This is a genomic window from Streptomyces sp. NPDC087844, from assembly GCF_044742785.1.
Classification (GTDB): Bacteria; Actinomycetota; Actinomycetes; order Streptomycetales; family Streptomycetaceae; genus Streptomyces.
The window spans coordinates 257,861-279,218 of sequence record NZ_JBIUVD010000003.1 but is presented as its reverse complement, the minus strand read 5'-3'; the positions used below and the strand labels follow the sequence as shown (position 1 = coordinate 279,218).

The following is a 21,358-nucleotide window of genomic DNA, read 5'->3' as shown; positions in this document are numbered from 1 at the left end:
TGCGGGTGTGGGTCAGCCGGTGTAGGTGCCGGACTTGATGGCCTTCCAGGCGCCGCCCTCGACCGAGTAGACGGTGAGCTGCTTGTTGGTGGTGTCGCCGTATTCGTCGAAGGAGACCTTGCCGGTCACGCCGTCGAAGGAGACGTTCTGCACGGCTTCCGTGATCTTGGCACGGGCGTCGTCAGGGAGCTTGCCGTCGTTGTCCTCGACGACCTTCTTCACGGCCTCGATGATCGCCCAGCCGGAGTCGTACGAGTAGCCGCCGTAGGCCTCGTAGGCCTCCTTGTAGCCGGCCGCCTTGTAGTTGGCGACGAACTCCTTGGCGGAGGGCAGGTCCTCGACGGGCGCGCCGACGGAGGTGGCGAGGTCGCCCTTGCCGCTGGCGCCGGCCAGCTTGATGAAGTCGGCGCTGTAGATGCCGTCACCGCCGACGAGCGGGACCTTGACGCCTGCGGCCTTGATCTGCTTGCTGAGCGGGCCGGCCTGCGGGTACTCGCCGCCGTAGTAGACGACGTCGGCGCCGGAGCTCTTCACCTGGGTGACGACGGCGGAGAAGTCCTTGGTTTCGGGGTCGATGTGCTGGGTTCCGGCGATCTTGCCGCCGAGCTTCTTGAACTCGTCGGTGAAGGTGGCGGCCAGGCCGGCGCCGTAGGTCTTCTTGTCGTCGATGACGAAGACCTTCTTCTTCTTGGCGTCGTTGTAGACGTACTGCGCGGCGAACGGGCCCTGGATGGCGTCCGTGGTCGCGGTGCGGAAGTACGACTTGTACGTGCGGACCTTCTTGGTCTGCCAGTCCGTGCCCTGGGTGAGGGTCGGGCCCGTGTTGGCGGGGGAGATCTCGACGAGCTTGGCGTCGTCGAAGACCTTCTGCATGGACTCGGCGACCGAGGAGTTCAGCGGTCCGACGACGCCGACGACGTCCTTGTCGGCGACGAACTTGGTGGCGTTCTGCTGGCCCGCGGAGGGCTGCGCCTGGTCGTCGAGGGCTTCGACCTTGAAGGTGATGCCTTCGACGGTGTTTTCCTTGTTGGCCGTCTTGGCGGCGAGGTCCACGGAGTTCTTGATTCCGAGGCCCAGCGCGGAGAGGTCGCCGGTGAGTGGGGCGTCGACGCCGATGACGACAGTGGTGCCGCCGTCGCCGGAGTCCGAGCCGCCGTCTTCGTCGCGCGAGCCACAGGCGGTGAGGGTGAGTGCTCCCGCCGCCAGCGCGGCGGTGATGGCGATGAGCGAACGTTGACGCACGATCAGCAGTCCTTTCCCTGGCACGGCCGTTCCTCGTGGAACGAGCCGAGTCGAGCGCTGGGCCGAAAATTTATCGAATCCGGTGGCGCGGTGACTGGCCGTGACTCTAAGGGGGTGGGGGGAACGGGGAGGAGAGTCTGACGAAGGCTGTGACGCTCTTGTTATGACACGAGGTAATGCAGAGCGGTACTCAGTGGGTGGATGGGGGGAATTACAGCCGATTCGTCCGGTCCACATTGTGAGAACCCGCAGATCGTGCGGCGGTGTTTTCAGCAGCGTTCTGACGTTTCGCTCGTGACGGTGGGTCGTTGCTGCAGGCTACTTGCAGGGCTTCGGACAGGTCGTGCGCATATCGCTCGCCCAGGATGTAACTGTGGTCTTCTATTGCGCGCGTATTACGCAGAGTTACGTCCAGGAAAGGAAGTCCGGCGTTCCTCGGTGTATTAGCGCATTCCGTGACATTCATAGTGACAATGATCTTGTGGCCGAAACCCGTCCTTGTCCGGAATGGTGTCCGGGGGGCCGAGGTCAGATGGAGCCCGGCGTAGGGCTGGGAGATCTCCACGATGGTGATGGTGGGGCCGGACAGCGCGGTGACCCGCACCGCGAAGGTGAAACTGCCCTTCGGCGCGTTCCTGGGCGAGCCCTCCGCGCCCAGGTAGGTGACGTCGACGACCTGGGACGGGAACGGTCCGACGGCGGGCACCGGTGCCTGTGGCCGGGTCGCGTACAGGTAGCCGCCGCCCGCGAGGAGGACGCCGGCCGCCGCGGACGCGAGGACGGCGCGGCGGTGCCGGGCGTAGTAGAGAGCCGCCGGGTGTCCCTGGTGCTGCTCGTGGCCGGTCGGCGGGGGAGGTTCGAGGTCGTCCCACGCGCGTGTTCCCTCGCCGGGTTCGACCGGGCCGACGCCACTCAATTCCAGGGCCCTCCAGTCGCCTTGCCGTTGCGGTACCGCTCCTCGCAGCGCTCGCGCGCGGTGCGGTCGATCAGTTCTCCTGCCGCCTGTCCGCCCTCGCGCCTCTTCTCGGCCCGGGCGGCGTCCACGATGTCCAGCAGGATCTCGTACTGCCTGTTGGACAGGCCCATCGACTGGTAGTCCCCGTAGGTGTCGTCGTCCAGGACCTTGCGCGACCAGTGCGCCACGAGGTGCGCGCACAGGTCCTCGGGCGGGGTCGCCGGGGGTGACGGCCGTGTGCCGTGTGCCGTGCGTGTGACCTCCGGCGCGCCGGTCGTGCCGCTCCGTGTGCCGGACTCGCCGCACCCGGTCGCGCCTGCGGTCAGGGCGCCGGTCAGGAGCGCCAGTGCGAGCATCTGCCCCCGCCGGGGGGCCCCGCCCGTTCTCATGCCTTGACGCTAGGCCGCCGGGTGCCCGGGATCAACGCCCCGGCCGGACAACGGTTTCCGGACGGGCCGGCGGGCGGCTCAGCCGGTGGCGCCGACCCGTTCCGCGTCGCTCGGCCGCACATCGCGCAGCAGGCAGGTCAGCCGGGCGCTGCACACCCGCCTGCCGTCCTCGTCGCTGATCACGATCTCGTACGTGGCTGTCGAGCGACCGCGGTGCAGGGGGGTGGCCACGGCGGTCACGAGGCCGGAGCTGACGCCCCGGTGGTGGGTGCAGTTGAGGTCGACGCCGACGGCGATCTTGGAGCTGCCGCCGTGCAGCATGGCGCCGACCGAGCCGAGGGTCTCGGCGAGTACGGCGGAGGCGCCGCCGTGCAGGAGTCCGTAGGGCTGGGTGTTGCCCTCGACCGGCATGGTGCCCACGACGCGGTCCGCGGAGGCCTCGGTGATCTCGACGCCCATGCGGGTGCCGAGGTGTCCGGCGGAGAACATGGCGGCCAGGTCCACGCCGAGTGCCTCGTACTCGTCGATGACCTCTTGCGGGAACTTCACGTGGTGCTGCTCGCCCATGGGTCCGTTTCCTTACGTCGTCGGTCATGTGTCCGGAGCGGGTGTCCGGAGCGGGTGTCGGGAACACGCTTCTAAGCGAACGCTCAGTTGGTTGTCGATTGTTCCAGACGCACGACGACGGACTTGCTGGCGGGCGTGTTGCTGGTGTCGGCGGTGGCGTCCAGCGGCACCAGGACGTTCGTCTCCGGGTAGTAGGCGGCCGCGCAGCCGCGGGCCGTCGGGTAGTGCACGACGCGGAAACCGGCGGCGCGGCGCTCCACACCGTCCCTCCACTCGCTGACCAGATCGGTGTACGAGCCGTCGGCGAGGCCCAGCTCGCGGGCGTCCTCGGGGTTCACCATGACGACCCGGCGGCCGTTCCTGATGCCCCGGTAGCGGTCGTCGAGGCCGTAGATCGTGGTGTTGTACTGGTCGTGCGAGCGCAGGGTCTGCAGGAGCAGACGGCCCTCGGGGAGCTTCGGGTACTCGACGGGCGCGGCCGTGAAGTTGGCCTTGCCGGTGGCGGTCGGGAAGCGGCGCTCGTCGCGCGGGGCGTGCGGCAGGGCGAAGCCCGCCGGGTCGGCCACGCGCGCGTTGAAGTCGTCGAAGCCGGAGACGACGCGCGCTATTCGGTCGCGGACGGTCGCGTAGTCCTTCTCGAACTCCTCCCAGGGCGTGCGGGAGCCCTCGCCGAGGACCCGGCGCGCGAGGCGGCACACGATGGCCGGCTCGGACAGCAGGTGGCCGCCGGCGGGCTCCAGGCGGCCGCGGGAGGCGTGCACCATGCCCATGGAGTCCTCGACGGTCACGAACTGTTCGCCGCCGCCCTGGAGATCGCGCTCGGTGCGCCCGAGGGTGGGCAGGATCAGGGCCCGCGCGCCGGTGACGGCGTGCGAGCGGTTGAGCTTCGTCGACACGTGCACGGTGAGGCGGGCGCGGCGCATGGCCGCCTCGGTGACCTCGGTGTCGGGGGAGGCCGACACGAAGTTGCCGCCCATCGCGAAGAAGACCTTGGCCTTGTCGTCGCGCATGGCGCGTATCGCCCGGACGACGTCGTAGCCGTGGCCGCGCGGCGGGGCGAAGCCGAACTCCTTCTCCAGGGCGTCCAGGAAGGCGGGCGCGGGGCGCTCGAAGATGCCCATGGTGCGGTCGCCCTGCACGTTCGAATGGCCGCGCACCGGGCACACGCCCGCGCCCGGCCGGCCGATGTTGCCGCGCAGCAGAAGGAAGTTGACGACCTCGCGGATCGTCGGCACGGAGTGCTTGTGCTGGGTCAGGCCCATCGCCCAGCAGACGATGGTGCGCTCGGAGGCGAGGACCATGCCGAGCGCTTCGTCGATCTGCGCGCGCTCAAGGCCCGTCGCGGTGAGCGTCTCGTCCCAGTCGGCGGCGCGGGCGGCCTCGGCGAACTCCTCGTAGCCATGGGTGTGTTCGCCGACGAAGGCCTCGTCGACGGCTCCCTCCGTCTCCAGGACGAGCTTGTTCAGGAGACGGAAGAGTGCCTGGTCGCCGCCGATGCGGATCTGCAGGAAGAGGTCGGTGAGGGCTGCGCCCTTGAACATGCCCCGGGGGGTCTGCGGGTTCTTGAAGCGCTCCATGCCCGCCTCGGGCAGCGGGTTCACCGTGATGATCCGCGCGCCGTTCGACTTCGCCTTCTCCAGGGCGGAGAGCATGCGCGGGTGGTTGGTGCCGGGGTTCTGCCCGGCCACGATGATCAGATCCGCCTGGTAGAGGTCGTCCAGCAGGACGCTGCCCTTGCCGATGCCGATCGTCTCGTTCAGTGCGGAGCCGGACGACTCGTGGCACATGTTCGAGCAGTCGGGGAGGTTGTTCGTGCCGAACTCGCGGGCGAACAGCTGGTAGAGGAACGCGGCCTCGTTGCTGGTGCGGCCCGAGGTGTAGAACAGCGCCTCGTCCGGGGAGGCGAGGCCGGTGAGCTCTTCGGCGATGATGTCGAAGGCGCGCTCCCACGGCACCGCCTCGTAGCGGTCGGCGCCCTCCGCGAGGTACATGGGGTGCGTGAGGCGGCCCTGCTGGCCCAGCCAGTAGCCGCTGCGGGTCGCGAGGTCGGCGACCGGGTGCGCGGCGAAGAAGTCCGGGGTCACGCGGCGCAGGGTGGCCTCCTCCGCGACCGCCTTCGCGCCGTTCTCGCAGAACTCCGCCGTGTGCCGGTGCTCCGGCTCGGGCCAGGCGCAGCCCGGGCAGTCGAAGCCGTCCTTCTGATTGACCCGCAGCAGCGTCAGCGCCGTGCGCTTCATGCCCATCTGCTGCTGGGCCATGCGCAGGGAGTGCCCGACGGCGGGCAGCCCGGCCGCAGCATGCTTCGGCTCCGCGACCTGCGGCGCGTCCTGAACCGGATCGTTCTGGGGCGGCTTGCCGGCCATCTGGGACTCCTCTTCGAGCACATGTGTGAGGTACGTCTCCGATCCTCGCACGTGGTACTGACACGGATCGTGGCCCGGTCCGGGGAACGGGGGAGAACCGGCACGCGGACACCGTCGTGGGCGGCGGGGCGGGGCCGACTGTCAGTGGGGCGTGGCAGGATCGGGGGTGTGGCAGAGACAGGATCGAAGAAGACCGAGAAGACCTCCGGCCAGGCCCGCCCGCGGCTGATGCTCATGGACGGGCACTCGCTGGCGTACCGGGCGTTCTTCGCGCTGCCCGCGGAGAACTTCACGACGGCGACGGGCCAGCCGACGAACGCGATCTACGGCTTCGCGTCGATGCTCGCCAACACGCTGCGCGACGAGTCGCCCACGCATTTCGCGGTGGCGTTCGACGTGTCGCGCAAGACGTGGCGCTCCGAGGAGTTCACGGAGTACAAGGCGAACAGGTCGAAGACGCCCGACGAGTTCAAGGGCCAGGTCGAGCTGATCGGCGAGGTCCTGGACGCGATGAACGCCGAGCGGTTCGCCGTCGACGGCTTCGAGGCGGACGACATCATCGCCACGCTCGCCACGCAGGCCGAGGCCGAGGGCTTCGACGTGCTGATCGTCACCGGCGACCGTGACTCCTTCCAGCTGGTCTCCGAGCACACCACCGTGCTCTATCCGACCAAGGGCGTCTCCGAGCTGACCCGGTTCACTCCGGAGAAGGTCTTCGAGAAGTACGGGCTGACGCCCGCCCAGTACCCCGACTTCGCGGCCCTTCGCGGCGACCCGTCCGACAACCTGCCCGGCATCCCCGGTGTCGGCGAGAAGACCGCCGCGAAGTGGATCAACCAGTTCGGTTCGTTCGCGGAGCTGGTCGAGCGCGCCGAGGAGGTCAAGGGCAAGGCCGGGCAGAACTTCCGCGACCACCTGGAGTCGGTCAAGCTCAACCGCCGCCTCACCGAGATGGTGCGTGACGTCGAGCTGCCGAAGGCGGTGCCCGACCTGGAGCGCGCTCCGTACGACCGCACGGCCCTCGCGATGGTCCTGGACACCCTGGAGATCCGTAACCCGTCGCTGCGTGAGCGGCTGCTGGCCGTCGACCCCGGGGCGGAGCAGGCCGAGGACGCGGCCCCGGTCGCCGCGGGCGTGGCCGTGGACGGCACGGTCATCGACGCGGGCGATCTTGCCCCCTGGCTCACCGAGCACGGCACGGCGGTCCTGGGCGTCGCCACGGTCGACACCTGGGCGCTCGGTACGGGATCGGTCGCCGAGGTCGCGCTCGCCGCGGCCGACGGAGCGGCGGCGTGGTTCGACCCGTCGCAGCTCGACGCGAGCGACGAGAACGCGTTCGCGCGCTGGCTCGCCGACGCCGGCAGCCCCAAGGTGCTGCACAACGCCAAGGCTGTCATGCGGGTCTTCGCCGAGCACGGCTGGAGCGTCGCGGGCATCTCCATGGACACCGCTCTCGCCGCCTACCTCGTCAAGCCGGGTCGGCGCTCCTTCGACCTGGACGCGCTGTCCCTGGAGTACCTCGGCCGGGAGCTGGCGCCCGCCGCGACCGCCGACGGGCAACTCGCCTTCGGCGCCGACGAAGGCGCCGAGGCCGACGCGCTCATGGTGCAGGCCCGCGCCATCCTCGACCTCGGGGAGGCCTTCGGGGAGCGACTGGGGGAGGTCGGCGCGGCCGACCTGCTCCAGGACATGGAGCTGCCCACCTCCGAGCTGCTCGCCCGCCTGGAGCGGCACGGCATCGCGGCGGACAGGGCTCACCTGGAGGCCATGGAGCAGATGTTCGCGGGCGCGGTCCAGCAGGCCGTGAAGGAGGCGCACGCGGCGGTCGGGCACGAGTTCAACCTCGGCTCGCCCAAGCAGCTCCAGGAAGTCCTCTTCGGTGAACTGGGCCTGCCCAAGACGAAGAAGACGAAGACCGGCTACACGACGGACGCCGACGCGCTCGCCTGGCTGGCCGCCCAGACCGACCACGAACTGCCGGTCATCATGCTCCGCCACCGCGAGCAGGCGAAGCTGCGGGTGACGGTCGAGGGCCTGATCAAGACGATCGCCGCGGACGGCCGCATCCACACCACCTTCCACCAGACGGTGGCCGCGACGGGCCGCCTCTCCTCGCAGGACCCGAACCTGCAGAACATCCCGGTCCGCACCGAGGAGGGCCGCGCGATCCGCCGCGGCTTCGTGGTCGGCGAGGGCTTCGAGTCCCTCATGACCGCCGACTACAGCCAGATCGAACTGCGCGTGATGGCCCACCTGTCGGAGGACGAGGGCCTCCTGGCGGCCTTCACCTCCGGCGAGGACCTGCACACCACCGTCGCCTCCCAGGTGTTCTCCGTGGAGCGCGACGCCGTCGACGCGGAGATGCGCCGCAAGATCAAGGCCATGTCGTACGGGCTCGCGTACGGGCTGTCCGCGTTCGGCCTCTCCCAGCAGCTCAACATCGACGCGGGCGAGGCGCGCGGGCTGATGGACACGTACTTCGAGCGCTTCGGAGGGGTGCGGGACTATCTGCGCCGGGCGGTGGACGAGGCGCGGGCGACGGGCTACACGGCGACGCTCTTCGGGCGCCGCCGCTACCTCCCCGACCTCAACAGCGACAACCGTCAGCGGCGGGAGGCGGCCGAGCGGATGGCGCTGAACGCGCCGATCCAGGGCACGGCGGCGGACATCGTCAAGATCGCCATGCTGCATGTGGACCGGGCGCTGCGCGAGGCCGGGCTGTCGTCCCGGATGCTCCTCCAGGTCCACGACGAAATCGTCCTGGAGATCGCTCCCGGGGAGCGTGCGAAGGCGGAGGAGCTGGTCCGCCGGGAGATGGCTGCGGCGGTGCGGCTCCGGGCACCGCTGGACGTCTCGGTGGGCTCGGGCCCCGACTGGGAGTCGGCAGCGCACTAGCTCCGCTGGGGGTGGGTGCTTCGTCTGCGGCCCCGGTGGGGGCTGGTGGCGCAGTTCCCCGCGCCCCTGGGTTGGCTTGGGTGTGGGGCGGGGGTGCGGTGCGGGCCGGCTGCGGCTGGTGAACCGGGCCCGGCACCCACTCACCCAGGGGCGCGGGGAACGGCGCCGTCTTTTGTCTTTCAGGGGCGCGGGGAACTGCGCAGTCCTTTGTTTTCAGCGGCGCGGGGAACCGCGCGGCCGGCCACGACGCGCCCGCAGACGAAACACCGCCCCCGCAGGACCCGTCACCCGCCTGGACCCCGACCAGGCGCCCCACGGTGAGCACACCGCCAGGATGCGGGCATGGGTCCCCATATACGGCACATGCGGCACATACGGAACGCGCGGCACACGCGGCACACGCGGTACGTGCCGTACGTACGACACCGCCGCACCGCACTGGTCGCAGCCCTCACTTCGGCACTCCTCGCCCCGGTCTCCGCCCTCTCGGCCACCGCCGCCAGCCCCAGATTCCCGGCGGGCGCAATCGACGGGCCCGGCTGGGCCGACGCCACCAGCCACCGGTTCCTGCCAGACGACCCCGGCGATTCCGACGGCCTCACCGACCCCGTCACCGACCCCGCCACCTGCCAAGCCCTCCACGCCCCCGGTCTCGCCGCCCGCCTGTCGCACGGCATCCACGCCGCGCTGCCGTCCAGGCGCGGCACGGTCTCCCTGGTCGTGCGCGACGACCTGGGCCTGGTCTGCGAGCCGGCCGGTGAGCGCCAGTACGACTCCGCGCGCGTCGCCAAGGTGCTGATCATGGAAGGGCTGCTGCGGCGGGCCGAGAAACTGGGCCGGTCACTCACCCGCTGGGAGACCGCGAACGTGCGACCCATGATCGTCAGCTCGGACGACGCCTCCGCCCGGCGCCTGTGGACCGCTCAGAGCCGCAGCCACCTGAAGGGTTTCCTCGCCCGGGTCCGTACCCGCGCCACCGTCCTGGGCCGTGACGGCTACTGGGGCCTCACCCGCACCACGGCCACCGACCAGATGCGCCTGGGGCAGGGCCACGGCCCCGGCCGCGCGCTCATCCCGCAGACGCCGCAGACGCCGCAGGCACCGGAGACGCCGCAGGCACCGGAGGCACCGGAGGCACCGGAGACGCCGCAGGCACCGGAGGCACCGGAGACGCCGTCGGTGCCGGTCGGCCATGAACCGGTCAGCGAGGAACCGGTCAGCGAGGAACCGGATGGTTCGGCTCCGTACGAGCCGCTGCCGGGCTGGGAGGAACCGGAGCCGGGCGCCACACCCTGACCGCCACGGCGTACGCGGCGAACCCGACGGCCAGCCCGGCCCCCGCCCCGAAGCACACGGTGGGGATCAGCTCCCAGGGCTTGGCCCGCGACCCCCAGTAGTCCCACCACCGCGTCGCCCGCTGTGCGGCCGCCACCGCCGCGCAGCCGCCGATCAGAGCCCCCGCGAGCCAGCGGTCACGCACCGAGAGCAGGGGCACTCCCACCGGCTCGGCGTCGGGCTGCCGCCGCAGGGCCACCACCAGGAACACCGCGATCACCACGGCCGCGAGCGCCGAACCGCCGTACTGCAGATACCAGTACAGCGGCGAGCCGGCGATCTCCCGCCCCAGGACGGGCAGGACCCGCATGCCCCACCGGTCGAGATGCGTGAACGCGTCCCACACGACATGGGTGAGCGCCCCGGACACCGCGGACACGTACCACCACAGGGCGAGGGAGGGGCGCGGACGGGCGCGCGGCGCACCGCAGCGCAGGACGGCGCCGATCCGCCCCTGCCGGGACCGCGGCAGCAGTGCCACCAGCGGCTCCCGCAGCACCAGCCAGGCGCCCACGAGCGCCCAGGCGACCAGGACGTCGAAGGTGAACACTCCGGTGAAGGAGTGCGTGAATTCGCCGAACTCCATTGCCTCCGGCAGCACACTCGCCGCGTAGTAGGTCATGTCGGGCGCGAACGAACCGGCCACGAGTACGGCCGGGACCAGTCGGCCCCGTCCGGACCCGTCGGCGCGCACCGCCGGCAGGACGGCCGCGGCATGGCTGAGAGTGAACGGCAACTGGGCTCCAAGCGAACGATATTGACCCGACCCGGGGGCGTAGGGGACGTCGAACCGCTACGTCCTGGTCGTCCAGGGATGGACAGTCCCGGCCGTCCTTGATCGGTGACGTCCAGTATGCGGAAACGGTTCCCGCCTTCCCCGGCATGGCGGGGAGCCGCCGGGGAAGGACAAACTGGATATGGCCAACCGGTGAAGACCGGGTCCGAACAGGTGTCTGCGCGGCACAAGTTGTCGTAGGGTCGCCTGGGTTGCCGTATGGGGGGCATACGGCCGCACGACCGGACAGCAGGGGAACGCGCGCACGGACAGAAGTCCACGGGAGGGGTTCACGCAATGGCGGCGCAATTCGGCAGGCGAGTCGTCAAGGGGGCGGCGACCACCGCCGTGGCCGCACTCGCGGTCGCGGCTCTGTCCGCATCCCAGGCCCCGGGTGTCACGGACACCTCCCAGGGCAGGCAGAGTGCCAACTCCCAGCCCTCGCCCGATGCGAACGCCGACGACAGCGCGACCGGCAACTCGCCCTATTACACGGACCTCCCGCCGCTCAACAGCCCGACACCGTCCCCCAGTGCGAGCAGTGACACCCCCGGGGCCGCGGGTGACGCCGAAGCGGGCATACCCGCGACCGTCCTCGACGCCTACAAGAAGGCCGAGACGTCGCTGGCCGGGTCCAAGCCCGGGTGCAACCTCCCCTGGCAACTCCTCGCGGCCATCGGCAAGGTCGAGTCCGGCCAGGCCCGCGGCGGCAAGGTGGACGCCAACGGCACCACGATCACACCGATCCTCGGCCCCGTACTGAACGGCATCGGCTTCGCGAGGATCACCGACACCGACGGCGGCGCGTACGACGGGGACACCACGCACGACCGCGCGGTGGGCCCCATGCAGTTCATCCCCTCCACCTGGGAATGGTCGGGCCGCGACGGCAACGGCGACGGCAAGAAGGACCCCAACAACATCTACGACGCGGCCCTCGCGGCCGGCCACTACCTGTGCCGGTTCGACTGGGACCTGTCCGACCGTGCCGACCTCAGGCGCGCCATCCTCAGCTACAACAACTCGACGGACTATCTGAACACCGTCCTGACGTGGCTGGAGTACTACCGCAAGGGCACCCACGAGGTCCCGGACGGCACGGGTTCGCTGCCCTCCAACCGCAGCGACAACGACACCGGCAGCGGCACCGGCGGTGCGAGCCCCGGCCTGACGCCTCCGGCCTCCACCCCGCCCAGCACCCATGACCCGGACGACGGCACCACGAGCCCGAAGCCGAAGCCGCCCACCACGACCCCGCCCACGACGACCCCGCCTGCCACCACCCCGCCCGCCACGACGCCTCCGCCCCAGACACCCACCGAGACGGTGGACCACCTGGAGGACGCGGGCACCGGAAAGCTCACCGCGACCGCGGGCGACACCTTCGCCGAGAAGATCAGTGCCCGTACGGAGACCAAGGCAGGCAAGGCCGTCGCCAAGGTCCGGGTCCGGTTCACGATCACCGGCGACACCGACACGACCTTCACCGGCGGCGAGAGCGTCGCGACCGTCGTCACCAACGCCTCCGGTGTGGCGACCGCGCCCGCGCTCAAGGCGGGCGAGAAGACCGGCGGCTTCAAGGTGCGCGCCGCCGTCGTCGGCCGCACCGTCTCGGGCCTCGACTACGCGGCGACGGTCACCGCCCGCCAGGCCGACGCCCTCGCCCGCACCGCCGACACCGCGCTGACCTGTGTCCCGGGCGCCGAGTTCGCGGACCTGGTCGAGGTGAAGGCCACGTACAAGGGTGCCGTCGCGGACGGTGTCGCCGCGACCGCCACGCTCATCAAGGCGGCGGACGACGCGGCCGAGAACGACAAGGGCCCGTACTTCAGGGACGCGGACGGCAAGACGGTACGCACCCTCGCGGGCCTCAAGACGAGCAAGGACGGCCTGTTGAAGCTGCCGACGCTGCACGCGGACGACACGGCGGGCACGTACCTGCTGCGGATCACCACGACCGGCGGCGCGACCCTGACCGTCGAGCTGAAGGTGGCGGCGGCCGCCTCGTAGCCCCGAAGACGCGCAAGCGGCGCCCCCTCACCCAGCGGTGAGGGGGCGCCGCTGTTGTGTGCGCGACGTGTTCTCATCTGGCCCGCCCGTTGCTACGGTGCCCGACCTGACGATGTATCAGTTCATGGGGTCGGTTCCGCTCCATGAACTCGGTTCCGCCTGTGCCGGGAGGCCCGCATGCGCGCCCTGCTCGCCGCCGCGACCGGTCTGGCCCTCGCGTTCGCACTGGTGCTCCTCATCACGGCCATGGGTTCGCCCGCGGGCGAGACCTCACCGAAACCGCTGCTCACCACCGTCCCGAGCCACCCGTAGCGCACACCCGTAGCGCACACTCACCACGCACAGGGAGGGCCGCCGAGATGCGCCGCAAGGCCAGTCTGATCCTGCTCGCCCTCGCCGTGTTCTTCGCGGCGCTGTCCCCGCTGCTGCGCTGGTACGCCTTCCCGCGCGTGGCCAAGGTCCCCGCGGACCAGTACCAGGACATGGTTCTGGAGGCGAAGGACGCCACCCTCCTCGACTACGGCTCGATGACCGCCAAGAAGGTCGACAAAGTCACGGTCGTCCAGACCCTCAAGGGCAATGTCGAGGCCTCCGAGAGGATCGAGAGGACCGCCAACCGCGATGTCGTCGTCTGGGACGGCCTCTCCTACGTCCAGGGCCCCGACGGCGAGATGGTCTCCAGGATCCCCGAGCGGTACATCTTCGACGCGCACACCCAGGAACCCGTCCACGCCACCGGCGAGAGCGTCGACGGCGACCCCGTCAGACGCGAGGGCATCGAGTTCAAGTGGCCCTTCCGCACGGAGAAGAGGGACTACGAGTACTTCGACGCGCAGGCCCGGATCACCGAACCCATCCACTACAAGGGCACACAGAACTTCCGGGGCGTCGACGTCTACTACTTCGAGCAGACCATCCCCTGGACCAAGGTGCCCTTCCCCAGGACCATGCCCGTCAAAGGCATCACCGCGGAGTCGGTCGCCAGGACGGGCACGACCCGCTGGTACACCACGGTCCGCAGGTTCTGGGTCGAACCCGTCACCGGGGCACCCGTCTACGGGGAGGAGATCCACCGGGAGGAACTGCGCGGCGGCACCCTCCTGGGCGACCGCGACAAGGTGACCGCCTTCGCCGGACACGTGAAGATGCGTGAGGACTACATCCGCTCGACCGTCGACCTGGTCAAGTCCCAGCGGCTCGTCGTCGCACTGCTGTCCTCGTACCTGCCCTGGGGCTTCCTCGTCCTGGGCGTCGGACTCCTGGCGCTCTCCCTCTACCTGGAGGCCCGAGGCCGCCGCCCGGGCGACCCCTCACAGACGCGGGCCCGGGAGGCCGAGCCGCTGAGCGCCTGAGGTGGGTTCAGCCCCTGCTGAGGCGGGCGTTCGTGTGCCGGGTCGGCCGCGCGCCCGCCGGGTCCTCGGGCCAGGGGTGCTTGGGATACCGCCCGCGCAACTCCGCCCGTACGCTGCGGTAGCCGTCCTTCCAGAAGGACGCGAGGTCCGAGGTGACGGCGGCCGGGCGCCCCGCGGGCGACAGCAGATGCACCTGTACGGGCACCCCCGCGACCGTGGGCGACTCCTGCGCCCCGAACATCTCCTGCAGCTTCACCGCGAGCACCGGCCGCTCGGGATCCGCGTAGTCGATCCGGATCCTGGACCCGCTCGGCACCTCGAACCGCTCCGGCGCCAGCTCGTCGAACCGGGCCGCCGCCCCGGACGCCCACGGCAGCAGCCGGCCCAGCGCCTGCCCCGCCTGGACGCGTTCCAGATCGGCCCGCCGCCGCGCGCGGCCCAGCTCCGGTTCCAGCCACTCGTCCACGCGCGCGTGGAGCGCGTCGTCCGACACGTCCGGCCAAGGAGCGCCGACCTGCCGGTACAGGAACCCGAGCCGCTGCCGCAGCACCTCGGCGTCCCGCGACCACCGCAACAACCCGAACCCCTCCGCCGCCAGCCCTTCGAGCAACGCCTCCCGTACGAGTCCGGGGTCGGCGTCGCGCAACGGCCGTACCGCCAGCTCCACGGCTCCCAGCCGTCGGACCCGCCGTGCCACGACGTCCCCGCCGTCCCAGCGCACCTCGTCACCCTCCGCGTACAGGGCTCCCGCCGCCTCGCGCGCCACCTCCTCGTCGACCACGGCCCCGAGCCGCACGCGCGCGTGCCCCGCGTTCAGCGGCCGGTCGGCGACCGCGACGGCGATCCAGGAGGCATCCCGGAGCCCACTGCCCTCCCCGACCTCGGCCCGAGTCCCGGCCACCATGAGGAAGGACCCCCCTTGCCGTCGGGCAACCCGCTCAGGAAAGGCAAGCGCGGCGACAAGTCCCACCGCCTGGTCGTCAGTTCCACCGGCTCGGGGCGCCCCGGCGGGCGTGCGGGGAACCGCGCGACCGGCCACGACGGACCCGCGGCCGTCGGTCGACCCTCCCGCCGCGCCGGACGCAGTCCGAGACGGGGCCGCGGCGCGCAGCCGCCGGACCTCGGCCCGCCACCGCCCGGCATAGGCGTCCCCGCCACGCCGAGCGGCCCGCAGACAGGCGGCGAGGTCGTCGCCGTACTCCCGCGGCGGCTCCTCGCTGAGCAGAGCGACCACCTCGGCCGCCGGCTCGGCACCGACGGACGCCCCGGCGTCCAGCAGCGCGCGCCCGAGCCGCGGATGCAGCCCGAGCCGGGACATCCGTACCCCCCGCTCCGTGGGCCGCCCGTCGGATTCGACCGCGCGGACGGCCGCCAGAACGCCCCGCGCCGCCGCCATGGCGCCCGCCGGCGGCGGATCCAGGAGAGACAGCCCCGAGGCGTCGGGATCGCCCCAGCAGGCCGCCTGGAGGGAGAACGCCGTCAGGTCGGCCACCTTGATCTCCGGCGCCGGGAAACGTGGCAGACGCCCGTCCTCGGCCTCCGCCCAGCACCGGTACACCGCCCCCGGAGCCTCGCGCCCCGCCCGCCCGGCCCGCTGCCTCCCGGCGGCCTGCGAGGCCCGTACGGTCGTCAGCGCGCTCAGGCCGCGCGCGTGGTCCACCCTCGGCTCGCGCGCCAGTCCGGAGTCCACGACCACGCGCACACCCGGAACGGTCAGCGACGACTCGGCCACCGACGTGGCGAGGACGACCCGGCGCCGGCTACCGCCGGACAGCACCGCGTCCTGCACGGCTGTCGGCGCCCGCCCGTGCACCTGCAGTACCTCGACATCGCCGAGTCCGCCGAGCTGCCCGGCGACCCGCGCGATCTCCCCGACCCCGGGGAGGAAGCACAGGACATCGCCGTCCCGCTCGGTAAGCGCCCGGCGCACCATCGACGCCACATGGGTCAGCAACACCGGATCCACCCGCATCCCGTGGGGTGGCCGCACAGGGCGCACGGACGGCGCCCACACCACCTCGACCGGATGGGAGACGCCCGCCGCCTCGACCACCGGCACACCGCCGAACAACCGGGCCCAGCCCTCGGCGTCGGTCGTCGCCGAAGCGGCCACCAGTCGCAGCTCGGGGCGCAGTGTGGCCCGGACGTCCAGCAGGAACGCCGCCGCCGTGTCCGCGTCCAGATGGCGTTCGTGGCACTCGTCGAGCACGACCACGTCGACGCCCGCCAGTTCCGGGTCCCGCTGCAGCCGTTGCAGCAGCACCCCGGTCGTGACGACCTCCACGCGCGCGCGTGGCCCGACCACTCGCTCCCCGCGGACGGTGAAACCGATACTCTCCCCGACCTTCTCGCCGAGCAGCCACGCCATCCGCCGCGCGGCGGCCCGCGCCGCGATCCGCCGCGGCTCGGCCACCACGACCCGCCGCGCCGGCTCCTCGCCGACGAGGCCGGCGAGCACCAGCGGTACGAGGGTCGTCTTGCCCGTGCCGGGCGGCGCGACGAGCACCGCGGCGCCACGGTCCCGAAGGGCGTCCCTCAGGCCGGGCAGCGCGCCGCGTACGGGCAGCACGTCCAGGGCGTCATGACGGATCACACGATCACATGCTCGGTACGGGTCACCCGCTCAGTCTCTCCCCCCGCCTCCGGCCGGGGGTGCCCCCATCTCGCTTCGCTCGCACACGAAGATCGCCGTGCCCGGGATCAGGTTTCCCCGGAGGGGCGACCAGCCGCCCCACTCCTGGGTGTTCCAGGCGGGCCACTCGGGCTCGACCAGGTCGACCAGCCGGAAACCGCCCGCCACCACGTCCCGGACGCGGTCGCCGACCGTCCTGTGGTGCTCGACGTACACCGCGTTCCCGTCCTCGTCCTGCTCGACGTAGGGCGTGCGGTCGAAGTACGAGGAGGCCACGCTCAGCCCCTCGGGTCCCGGCTCGTCGGGGAAGGCCCAGCGGACCGGATGCGTGACGGAGAAGACGAACCGGCCGCCCGGCCGCAGCACCCGGCGCACCTCCCGGAGAACTCTCACGGGCTCGGCGACGAAGGGCAGCGCCCCGTACGCGGAGCAGGCGAGGTCGAAGGAGCCGTCCGCGAAGGGCAGCGCCGTGGCGTCCGCCTCGACGAGCCGGACGCTGTCGGCGCCGATCCGCAGGGCGTGCTGGAGCTGCCGGTGCGAGAGGTCCAGGGCGACCGGACGGGCGCCCTGGGCGGCCAGCCAGCGCGAGCACTGGGCGGCCCCCGCGCCGATCTCCAGGACGTCCTTCCCCTTCAGGTCCTCCATCGGGCCCAGCAGCTCGGCCTCGATCTCGTCGAGGCCCTCGGGGCACCACACGAAACGGTCGTCACCGAGGAACGTGCCGTGCTCGACCTGGTAGTCGTCCGCGTTCCGGTCCCACCAGCCGCGATTGGCACGGGAGCTCTCGGAGCCCCCCGCCGTGCGTCGGGTCGCCTCGGGTTCGGACGCTTCGAACCCGGACGCCTCGGGTGAGGACGCTTCGGACCGGGACGGTTCGGGCTCTTGGATGATCGGCTCCCTCGTATTAATCTGCGGTCACTTCCGTGCGGTCCGTCATGGCGGCGGTCACGAAAGTGGCACCACAGAATCCGCGTGACCCTGTGGCGTTGCCTGATATGCGGCTGCCGCCGCGTGGGTCTTGTGCCGGGTATGCGGCGATCCGCCCCGGGTGTGCGCCTTCGCGCATTGACCCTGTCCGGCTGCCCCCGTATGCTACAAGTTGCGCTGCGGGCCTGCGCTCCTCAGACGTAGCAGGCTGCGCTCGCATCTGTCGTATGTCCCCTCGGTTTTCGAGGCGCCACCGGCGAGTGTTCTCATCGAACACGGCCCGGATCCGGCGCTTCCTTGGCTGTCCGGCCGTCTTCAGAGCGAAACGGGCTCCCGGCGTAAGCAGTACCTACGACTCACTGTCCGTACCGGAGCCCTTTCCCACATGACGAGCAGCACCGAGACCACCTCTACCACGCCGCAGGTAGCGGTCAACGACATCGGCAACGAGGAAGCTTTCCTCGCCGCGATCGACGAGACGATCAAGTACTTCAACGACGGCGACATCGTCGACGGCGTCATCGTGAAGGTCGACCGGGACGAGGTCCTGCTCGACATCGGTTACAAGACCGAAGGCGTCATCCCGAGCCGCGAGCTCTCGATCAAGCACGACGTCGACCCGAACGAGGTCGTCAAGGTCGGCGACGAGATCGAAGCCCTTGTTCTCCAGAAGGAGGACAAGGAAGGCCGCCTGATCCTCTCGAAGAAGCGCGCCCAGTACGAGCGCGCCTGGGGCACCATCGAGAAGATCAAGGAAGAGGACGGCATCGTCACCGGCACCGTCATCGAGGTCGTCAAGGGTGGACTCATCCTCGACATCGGCCTCCGTGGCTTCCTGCCGGCTTCTCTCGTCGAGATGCGCCGTGTCCGCGACCTCCAGCCCTACGTGGGCAAGGAGCTCGAAGCCAAGATCATCGAGCTGGACAAGAACCGCAACAACGTGGTTCTGTCCCGCCGTGCCTGGCTTGAGCAGACCCAGTCCGAGGTCCGCCAGACGTTCCTCACCACCCTGCAGAAGGGTCAGGTCCGCTCCGGCGTCGTCTCCTCGATCGTCAACTTCGGTGCCTTCGTGGACCTGGGTGGCGTCGACGGCCTGGTGCACGTCTCGGAGCTCTCCTGGAAGCACATCGACCACCCCTCCGAGGTTGTCGAGGTCGGCCAGGAAGTCACCGTCGAGGTGCTCGACGTCGACATGGACCGCGAGCGTGTCTCCCTGTCGCTGAAGGCGACGCAGGAAGACCCGTGGCAGCAGTTCGCCCGCACCCACCAGATCGGCCAGGTCGTGCCCGGAAAGGTCACGAAGCTGGTTCCGTTCGGTGCGTTCGTCCGCGTGGACGAGGGCATCGAGGGTCTGGTGCACATCTCCGAGCTGGCCGAGCGCCACGTGGAGATCCCGGAGCAGGTCGTCCAGGTCAACGACGAGATCTTCGTCAAGGTCATCGACATCGACCTCGAACGCCGTCGCATCAGCCTCTCGCTGAAGCAGGCCAACGAGGCCTTCGGTGCCGACCCGGCCACGGTCGACTTCGACCCGACGCTGTACGGCATGGCCGCGTCGTACGACGACCAGGGCAACTACATCTACCCCGAGGGCTTCGACCCGGAGACCAACGACTGGCTCGAAGGCTTCGAGTCCCAGCGTGAGGTGTGGGAGACGCAGTACGCCGAGGCGCAGACGCGCTTCGAGCAGCACCAGGCCCAGGTCATCAAGTCCCGCGAGGCGGACGCCCAGGCCGAGGCCGAGGGTGTCACCACCCCGGGTGCGGCTCCGGCCGCCTCCAGTGGCAGTGGCAGCGGTGGCGGCGGTGGCGGCGGTTCGTACTCCTCGGAGTCGGACGACAACTCCGGCGCCCTGGCGTCGGACGAGGCCCTGGCGGCTCTGCGCGAGAAGCTCGCCGGCGGCCAGAGCTGAAAGCTCACCGCCAGCGGTAGCTAGCTGGTAACCGCGGGCCCGCACCCACTTGGGTGCGGGCCCGCGGTGCGTGGTCCCACACCCGTACTCGCACCCGCGCATGTACCCGCACTCGCACCCGCGCGCGTGTCCGTCGTGGGCATGAGGAGCCGGTAAGAGGCGGCAGCGAAGCGGTGTGAACCGGGAATGCCCCTGTCCCAACCCGTGTTGTCGCATACGAACACGAGGAGGAGCGGTCACAGTGCTTGATCCGCAGGGTTTGTACGCATGGGAGCCGAAGGGCCTGGCCGTGGTCGACGTGGCACTCGCCCAGGAGTCGGCCGGTCTTGTCATGCTCTACCACTTCGACGGATACATCGACGCGGGCGAGACCGGCGACCAGATCGTCGACCGGGTGCTCGACTCGCTGCCTCACCAGGTCGTCGCGCGTTTCGACCACGACCGGCTCGTGGACTACCGCGCCCGCCGTCCGCTGCTGACGTTCAAGCGCGACCGCTGGGCCGACTACGAGGAGCCCACACTGGACGTGCGGCTCGTCCAGGACGCCACCGGCGCGCCCTTCCTGCTGCTCTCCGGGCCCGAACCGGACGTGGAGTGGGAGCGCTTCGCCGCGGCCGTCCAGCAGATCGTGGAGCGCCTCGGCGTCCGCCTGTCCGTGAACTTCCACGGCATCCCCATGGGCGTCCCGCACACCCGCCCCGTGGGCCTCACCCCGCACGGCAACCGCACGGACCTCGTCCCCGGCCACCGCAGCCCCTTCGACGAGGCCCAGGTGCCGGGCAGTGCCGAGTCCCTGGTCGAGTACCGCCTCATGGAGGCCGGGCACGACGTCCTCGGCATCGCCGCGCACGTGCCCCACTACATCGCCCGCTCCCCGTACCCGGACGCCGCGCTGACGGTCATGGAGTCGATCACGGCCGCGACCGGCCTGGTGCTGCCGGGCATCGCGCACGGGCTGCGCACCGAGGCGCACCGTACGCAGACGGAGATCGACCGGCAGATCCAGGAGGGCGACGAGGAACTCGTCGCCCTGGTCCAGGGGCTTGAGCACCAGTACGACGCCGCCGCCGGCGCCGAGACGCGGGGCAACATGCTTGCCGAGCCGGTGGACATCCCGTCCGCGGACGAGATCGGGATGGAATTCGAGAAGTTCCTGGCGGAGCGGGAGGGCGATGCGTAGCCCGCTCTTTTCGAGCGCGGCCGCGTGTTCCCGCTTCGCGGGGAGGGCCGGGTGCCGGCCGCGGGTGCGTCGTGGCCGGGCGCGCGGTTCCCCGCGCCCCTGACGGGGCCCGGTCCGGCCCCGGGCTTATGCTCCTTGGCATGTTGAAGGTGGGGCTGACCGGTGGGATCGGGGCCGGCAAGAGTGAGGTGTCACGGCTGCTCGTAAAGCACGGGGCCGTGCTGATCGACGCCGACAGGATCGCGCGGGAGGTCGTCGCGCCGGGAACACCCGGGCTGGCGGCCGTGGTCGACGCCTTCGGTGAGGAAGTGCTCGCCGCGGACGGCACGCTCGACCGGCCGAAGCTCGGCTCCATCGTCTTCGCGGACCCGGACAGGCTCGCCGTGCTGAACTCGGTCGTGCACCCCTTGGTGGGCGCCCGCTCCCGCGAGCTGGAAGAGGCCGCTTCGGCGGACTCCGTGGTCGTGCACGACGTGCCCCTGCTCGCGGAGAACGGCCTCGCGAAGCTGTACGACCTCGTGATCGTGGTCGACGCCAGTACGGAGACACAGCTCGACCGGCTCGTCCGGCTGCGCGGCATGACCGAGGAGGACGCCCGCGCCCGTATGGCGGCCCAGGCCACCCGCGAGAGGCGCCGGGAGATCGCGGACGTCGTCATCGACAACGACGTGCCCCTGGAAACGCTGCGGCGGCGTGTGCGGGATGTGTGGGCGGACCTTGGGCGGCGGGCCAGGGCGGTCGGGGAGTAGCCGGCGTCCTCGGAACCGGGGAGTAGCGGGCGTCCTCGGAATAGTGGGTGTCCGCCAGGCGTTGAGTCCCCGCAG

Annotated in this window: 16 protein-coding genes; 8 read left to right on the top strand and 8 right to left on the bottom strand. The window is 70.9% G+C overall.

What is annotated here, in order from left to right:
- Window positions 1–12: 12 nt before the first annotated feature.
- The 5 genes from ACIOKD_RS08130 to ACIOKD_RS08110 all read right to left on the bottom strand — a co-directional run bounded on the left by ACIOKD_RS08130 (window position 13) and on the right by ACIOKD_RS08110 (window position 5,516).
- The gene (locus tag ACIOKD_RS08130) at window positions 13–1,242 is read right to left on the bottom strand and encodes a branched-chain amino acid ABC transporter substrate-binding protein (RefSeq protein ID WP_402079864.1); all 1,230 of its coding nucleotides are present in this window, start codon (window positions 1,240–1,242) and stop codon (window positions 13–15) included.
- 211 nt (window positions 1,243–1,453) lie between these two features.
- Window positions 1,454–2,158 (bottom strand): Tat pathway signal sequence domain protein, encoded by a 705-nt coding sequence (locus ACIOKD_RS08125; RefSeq protein WP_402079861.1) that lies wholly within the window; start codon window positions 2,156–2,158, stop codon window positions 1,454–1,456.
- Window positions 2,155–2,586, bottom strand: coding sequence for a hypothetical protein (locus ACIOKD_RS08120; RefSeq protein ID WP_402079858.1), 432 nt, complete (start codon window positions 2,584–2,586; stop codon window positions 2,155–2,157). The genes ACIOKD_RS08125 and ACIOKD_RS08120 overlap by 4 nt, the downstream gene beginning before the upstream one ends.
- Before the next feature lie 78 nt (window positions 2,587–2,664).
- Complete coding sequence (locus tag ACIOKD_RS08115; protein WP_402079855.1) at window positions 2,665–3,153, bottom strand: PaaI family thioesterase; 489 nt, start codon at window positions 3,151–3,153, stop codon at window positions 2,665–2,667.
- Window positions 3,154–3,236: 83 nt separating this feature from the next.
- Window positions 3,237–5,516, bottom strand: a complete 2,280-nt coding sequence (locus ACIOKD_RS08110) for an FdhF/YdeP family oxidoreductase (protein ID WP_402079852.1) — start codon at window positions 5,514–5,516, stop codon at window positions 3,237–3,239.
- 168 nt (window positions 5,517–5,684) lie between these two features.
- On the opposite strand from ACIOKD_RS08110, the gene polA reads away from it, so the two are divergent.
- The gene (polA, locus tag ACIOKD_RS08105; RefSeq protein WP_402079849.1) at window positions 5,685–8,411 is read left to right on the top strand and encodes a DNA polymerase I; all 2,727 of its coding nucleotides are present in this window, start codon (window positions 5,685–5,687) and stop codon (window positions 8,409–8,411) included.
- A gap of 342 nt (window positions 8,412–8,753) precedes the next feature.
- Window positions 8,754–9,707, top strand: a complete 954-nt coding sequence (locus ACIOKD_RS08100; RefSeq protein WP_402079847.1) for a hypothetical protein — start codon at window positions 8,754–8,756, stop codon at window positions 9,705–9,707.
- On the opposite strand, the gene ACIOKD_RS08095 is transcribed toward ACIOKD_RS08100, so the two are convergent.
- Window positions 9,628–10,482 (bottom strand): DUF4184 family protein, encoded by an 855-nt coding sequence (locus ACIOKD_RS08095; protein ID WP_402079844.1) that lies wholly within the window; start codon window positions 10,480–10,482, stop codon window positions 9,628–9,630. The two genes, ACIOKD_RS08100 and ACIOKD_RS08095, sit on opposite strands and share 80 nt — an antisense overlap.
- 336 nt (window positions 10,483–10,818) lie before the next feature.
- Between ACIOKD_RS08095 and ACIOKD_RS08090 the strand changes: the two genes are divergently transcribed.
- The 3 genes from ACIOKD_RS08090 to ACIOKD_RS08080 all read left to right on the top strand — a co-directional run bounded on the left by ACIOKD_RS08090 (window position 10,819) and on the right by ACIOKD_RS08080 (window position 13,883).
- On the top strand, window positions 10,819–12,531 hold the full coding sequence (locus ACIOKD_RS08090; RefSeq protein ID WP_402079841.1) for a lytic transglycosylase domain-containing protein: 1,713 nt from the start codon (window positions 10,819–10,821) through the stop codon (window positions 12,529–12,531).
- Window positions 12,532–12,708: 177 nt separating this feature from the next.
- Window positions 12,709–12,843, top strand: a complete 135-nt coding sequence (locus ACIOKD_RS08085) for an SPW_0924 family protein (protein ID WP_402079838.1) — start codon at window positions 12,709–12,711, stop codon at window positions 12,841–12,843.
- A 47-nt stretch (window positions 12,844–12,890) separates the two neighbouring features.
- Window positions 12,891–13,883: a DUF3068 domain-containing protein gene (locus tag ACIOKD_RS08080; protein WP_402079835.1), complete on the top strand. Its 993-nt coding sequence runs from the start codon at window positions 12,891–12,893 to the stop codon at window positions 13,881–13,883.
- A gap of 7 nt (window positions 13,884–13,890) precedes the next feature.
- On the opposite strand, the gene hrpB is transcribed toward ACIOKD_RS08080, so the two are convergent.
- Together hrpB and ACIOKD_RS08070 are read right to left on the bottom strand one after the other, a co-directional pair.
- A complete protein-coding gene (gene hrpB, locus ACIOKD_RS08075; protein ID WP_402079833.1) occupies window positions 13,891–16,476 on the bottom strand; it encodes an ATP-dependent helicase HrpB in 2,586 nt (861 codons plus the stop codon).
- Window positions 16,477–16,506: 30 nt separating this feature from the next.
- The gene (locus ACIOKD_RS08070) at window positions 16,507–17,424 is read right to left on the bottom strand and encodes a class I SAM-dependent methyltransferase (protein ID WP_402080677.1); all 918 of its coding nucleotides are present in this window, start codon (window positions 17,422–17,424) and stop codon (window positions 16,507–16,509) included.
- Between the two features lie 403 nt (window positions 17,425–17,827).
- On the opposite strand from ACIOKD_RS08070, the gene rpsA reads away from it, so the two are divergent.
- The 3 genes from rpsA to coaE all read left to right on the top strand — a co-directional run bounded on the left by rpsA (window position 17,828) and on the right by coaE (window position 21,283).
- A complete protein-coding gene (gene rpsA, locus ACIOKD_RS08065) occupies window positions 17,828–19,354 on the top strand; it encodes a 30S ribosomal protein S1 (protein WP_402079830.1) in 1,527 nt (508 codons plus the stop codon).
- Between the two features lie 241 nt (window positions 19,355–19,595).
- Window positions 19,596–20,534 (top strand): PAC2 family protein, encoded by a 939-nt coding sequence (locus ACIOKD_RS08060; protein ID WP_402079828.1) that lies wholly within the window; start codon window positions 19,596–19,598, stop codon window positions 20,532–20,534.
- Between the two features lie 140 nt (window positions 20,535–20,674).
- Window positions 20,675–21,283: a dephospho-CoA kinase gene (gene coaE / locus ACIOKD_RS08055; protein ID WP_402079825.1), complete on the top strand. Its 609-nt coding sequence runs from the start codon at window positions 20,675–20,677 to the stop codon at window positions 21,281–21,283.
- Window positions 21,284–21,358 lie beyond the last annotated feature (75 nt).

What these genes read in the sequence shown, in the direction of transcription:
- ACIOKD_RS08090 (WP_402079841.1), top strand. Translation starts at nt 10,819, where the DNA reads ATGGCGGCGCAATTCGGCAGGCGAGTCGTCAAGGGGGCGGCGACCACC.
- ACIOKD_RS08080 (WP_402079835.1), top strand. Translation starts at nt 12,891, where the DNA reads ATGCGCCGCAAGGCCAGTCTGATCCTGCTCGCCCTCGCCGTGTTCTTC.
- coaE (WP_402079825.1), top strand. Translation starts at nt 20,675, where the DNA reads ATGTTGAAGGTGGGGCTGACCGGTGGGATCGGGGCCGGCAAGAGTGAG.
- ACIOKD_RS08120 (WP_402079858.1), bottom strand. Translation starts at nt 2,586, where the DNA reads ATGAGAACGGGCGGGGCCCCCCGGCGGGGGCAGATGCTCGCACTGGCG.
- ACIOKD_RS08100 (WP_402079847.1), top strand. Translation starts at nt 8,754, where the DNA reads ATGGGTCCCCATATACGGCACATGCGGCACATACGGAACGCGCGGCAC.
- ACIOKD_RS08085 (WP_402079838.1), top strand. Translation starts at nt 12,709, where the DNA reads ATGCGCGCCCTGCTCGCCGCCGCGACCGGTCTGGCCCTCGCGTTCGCA.
- rpsA (WP_402079830.1), top strand. Translation starts at nt 17,828, where the DNA reads ATGACGAGCAGCACCGAGACCACCTCTACCACGCCGCAGGTAGCGGTC.
- ACIOKD_RS08110 (WP_402079852.1), bottom strand. Translation starts at nt 5,516, where the DNA reads ATGGCCGGCAAGCCGCCCCAGAACGATCCGGTTCAGGACGCGCCGCAG.
- ACIOKD_RS08115 (WP_402079855.1), bottom strand. Translation starts at nt 3,153, where the DNA reads ATGGGCGAGCAGCACCACGTGAAGTTCCCGCAAGAGGTCATCGACGAG.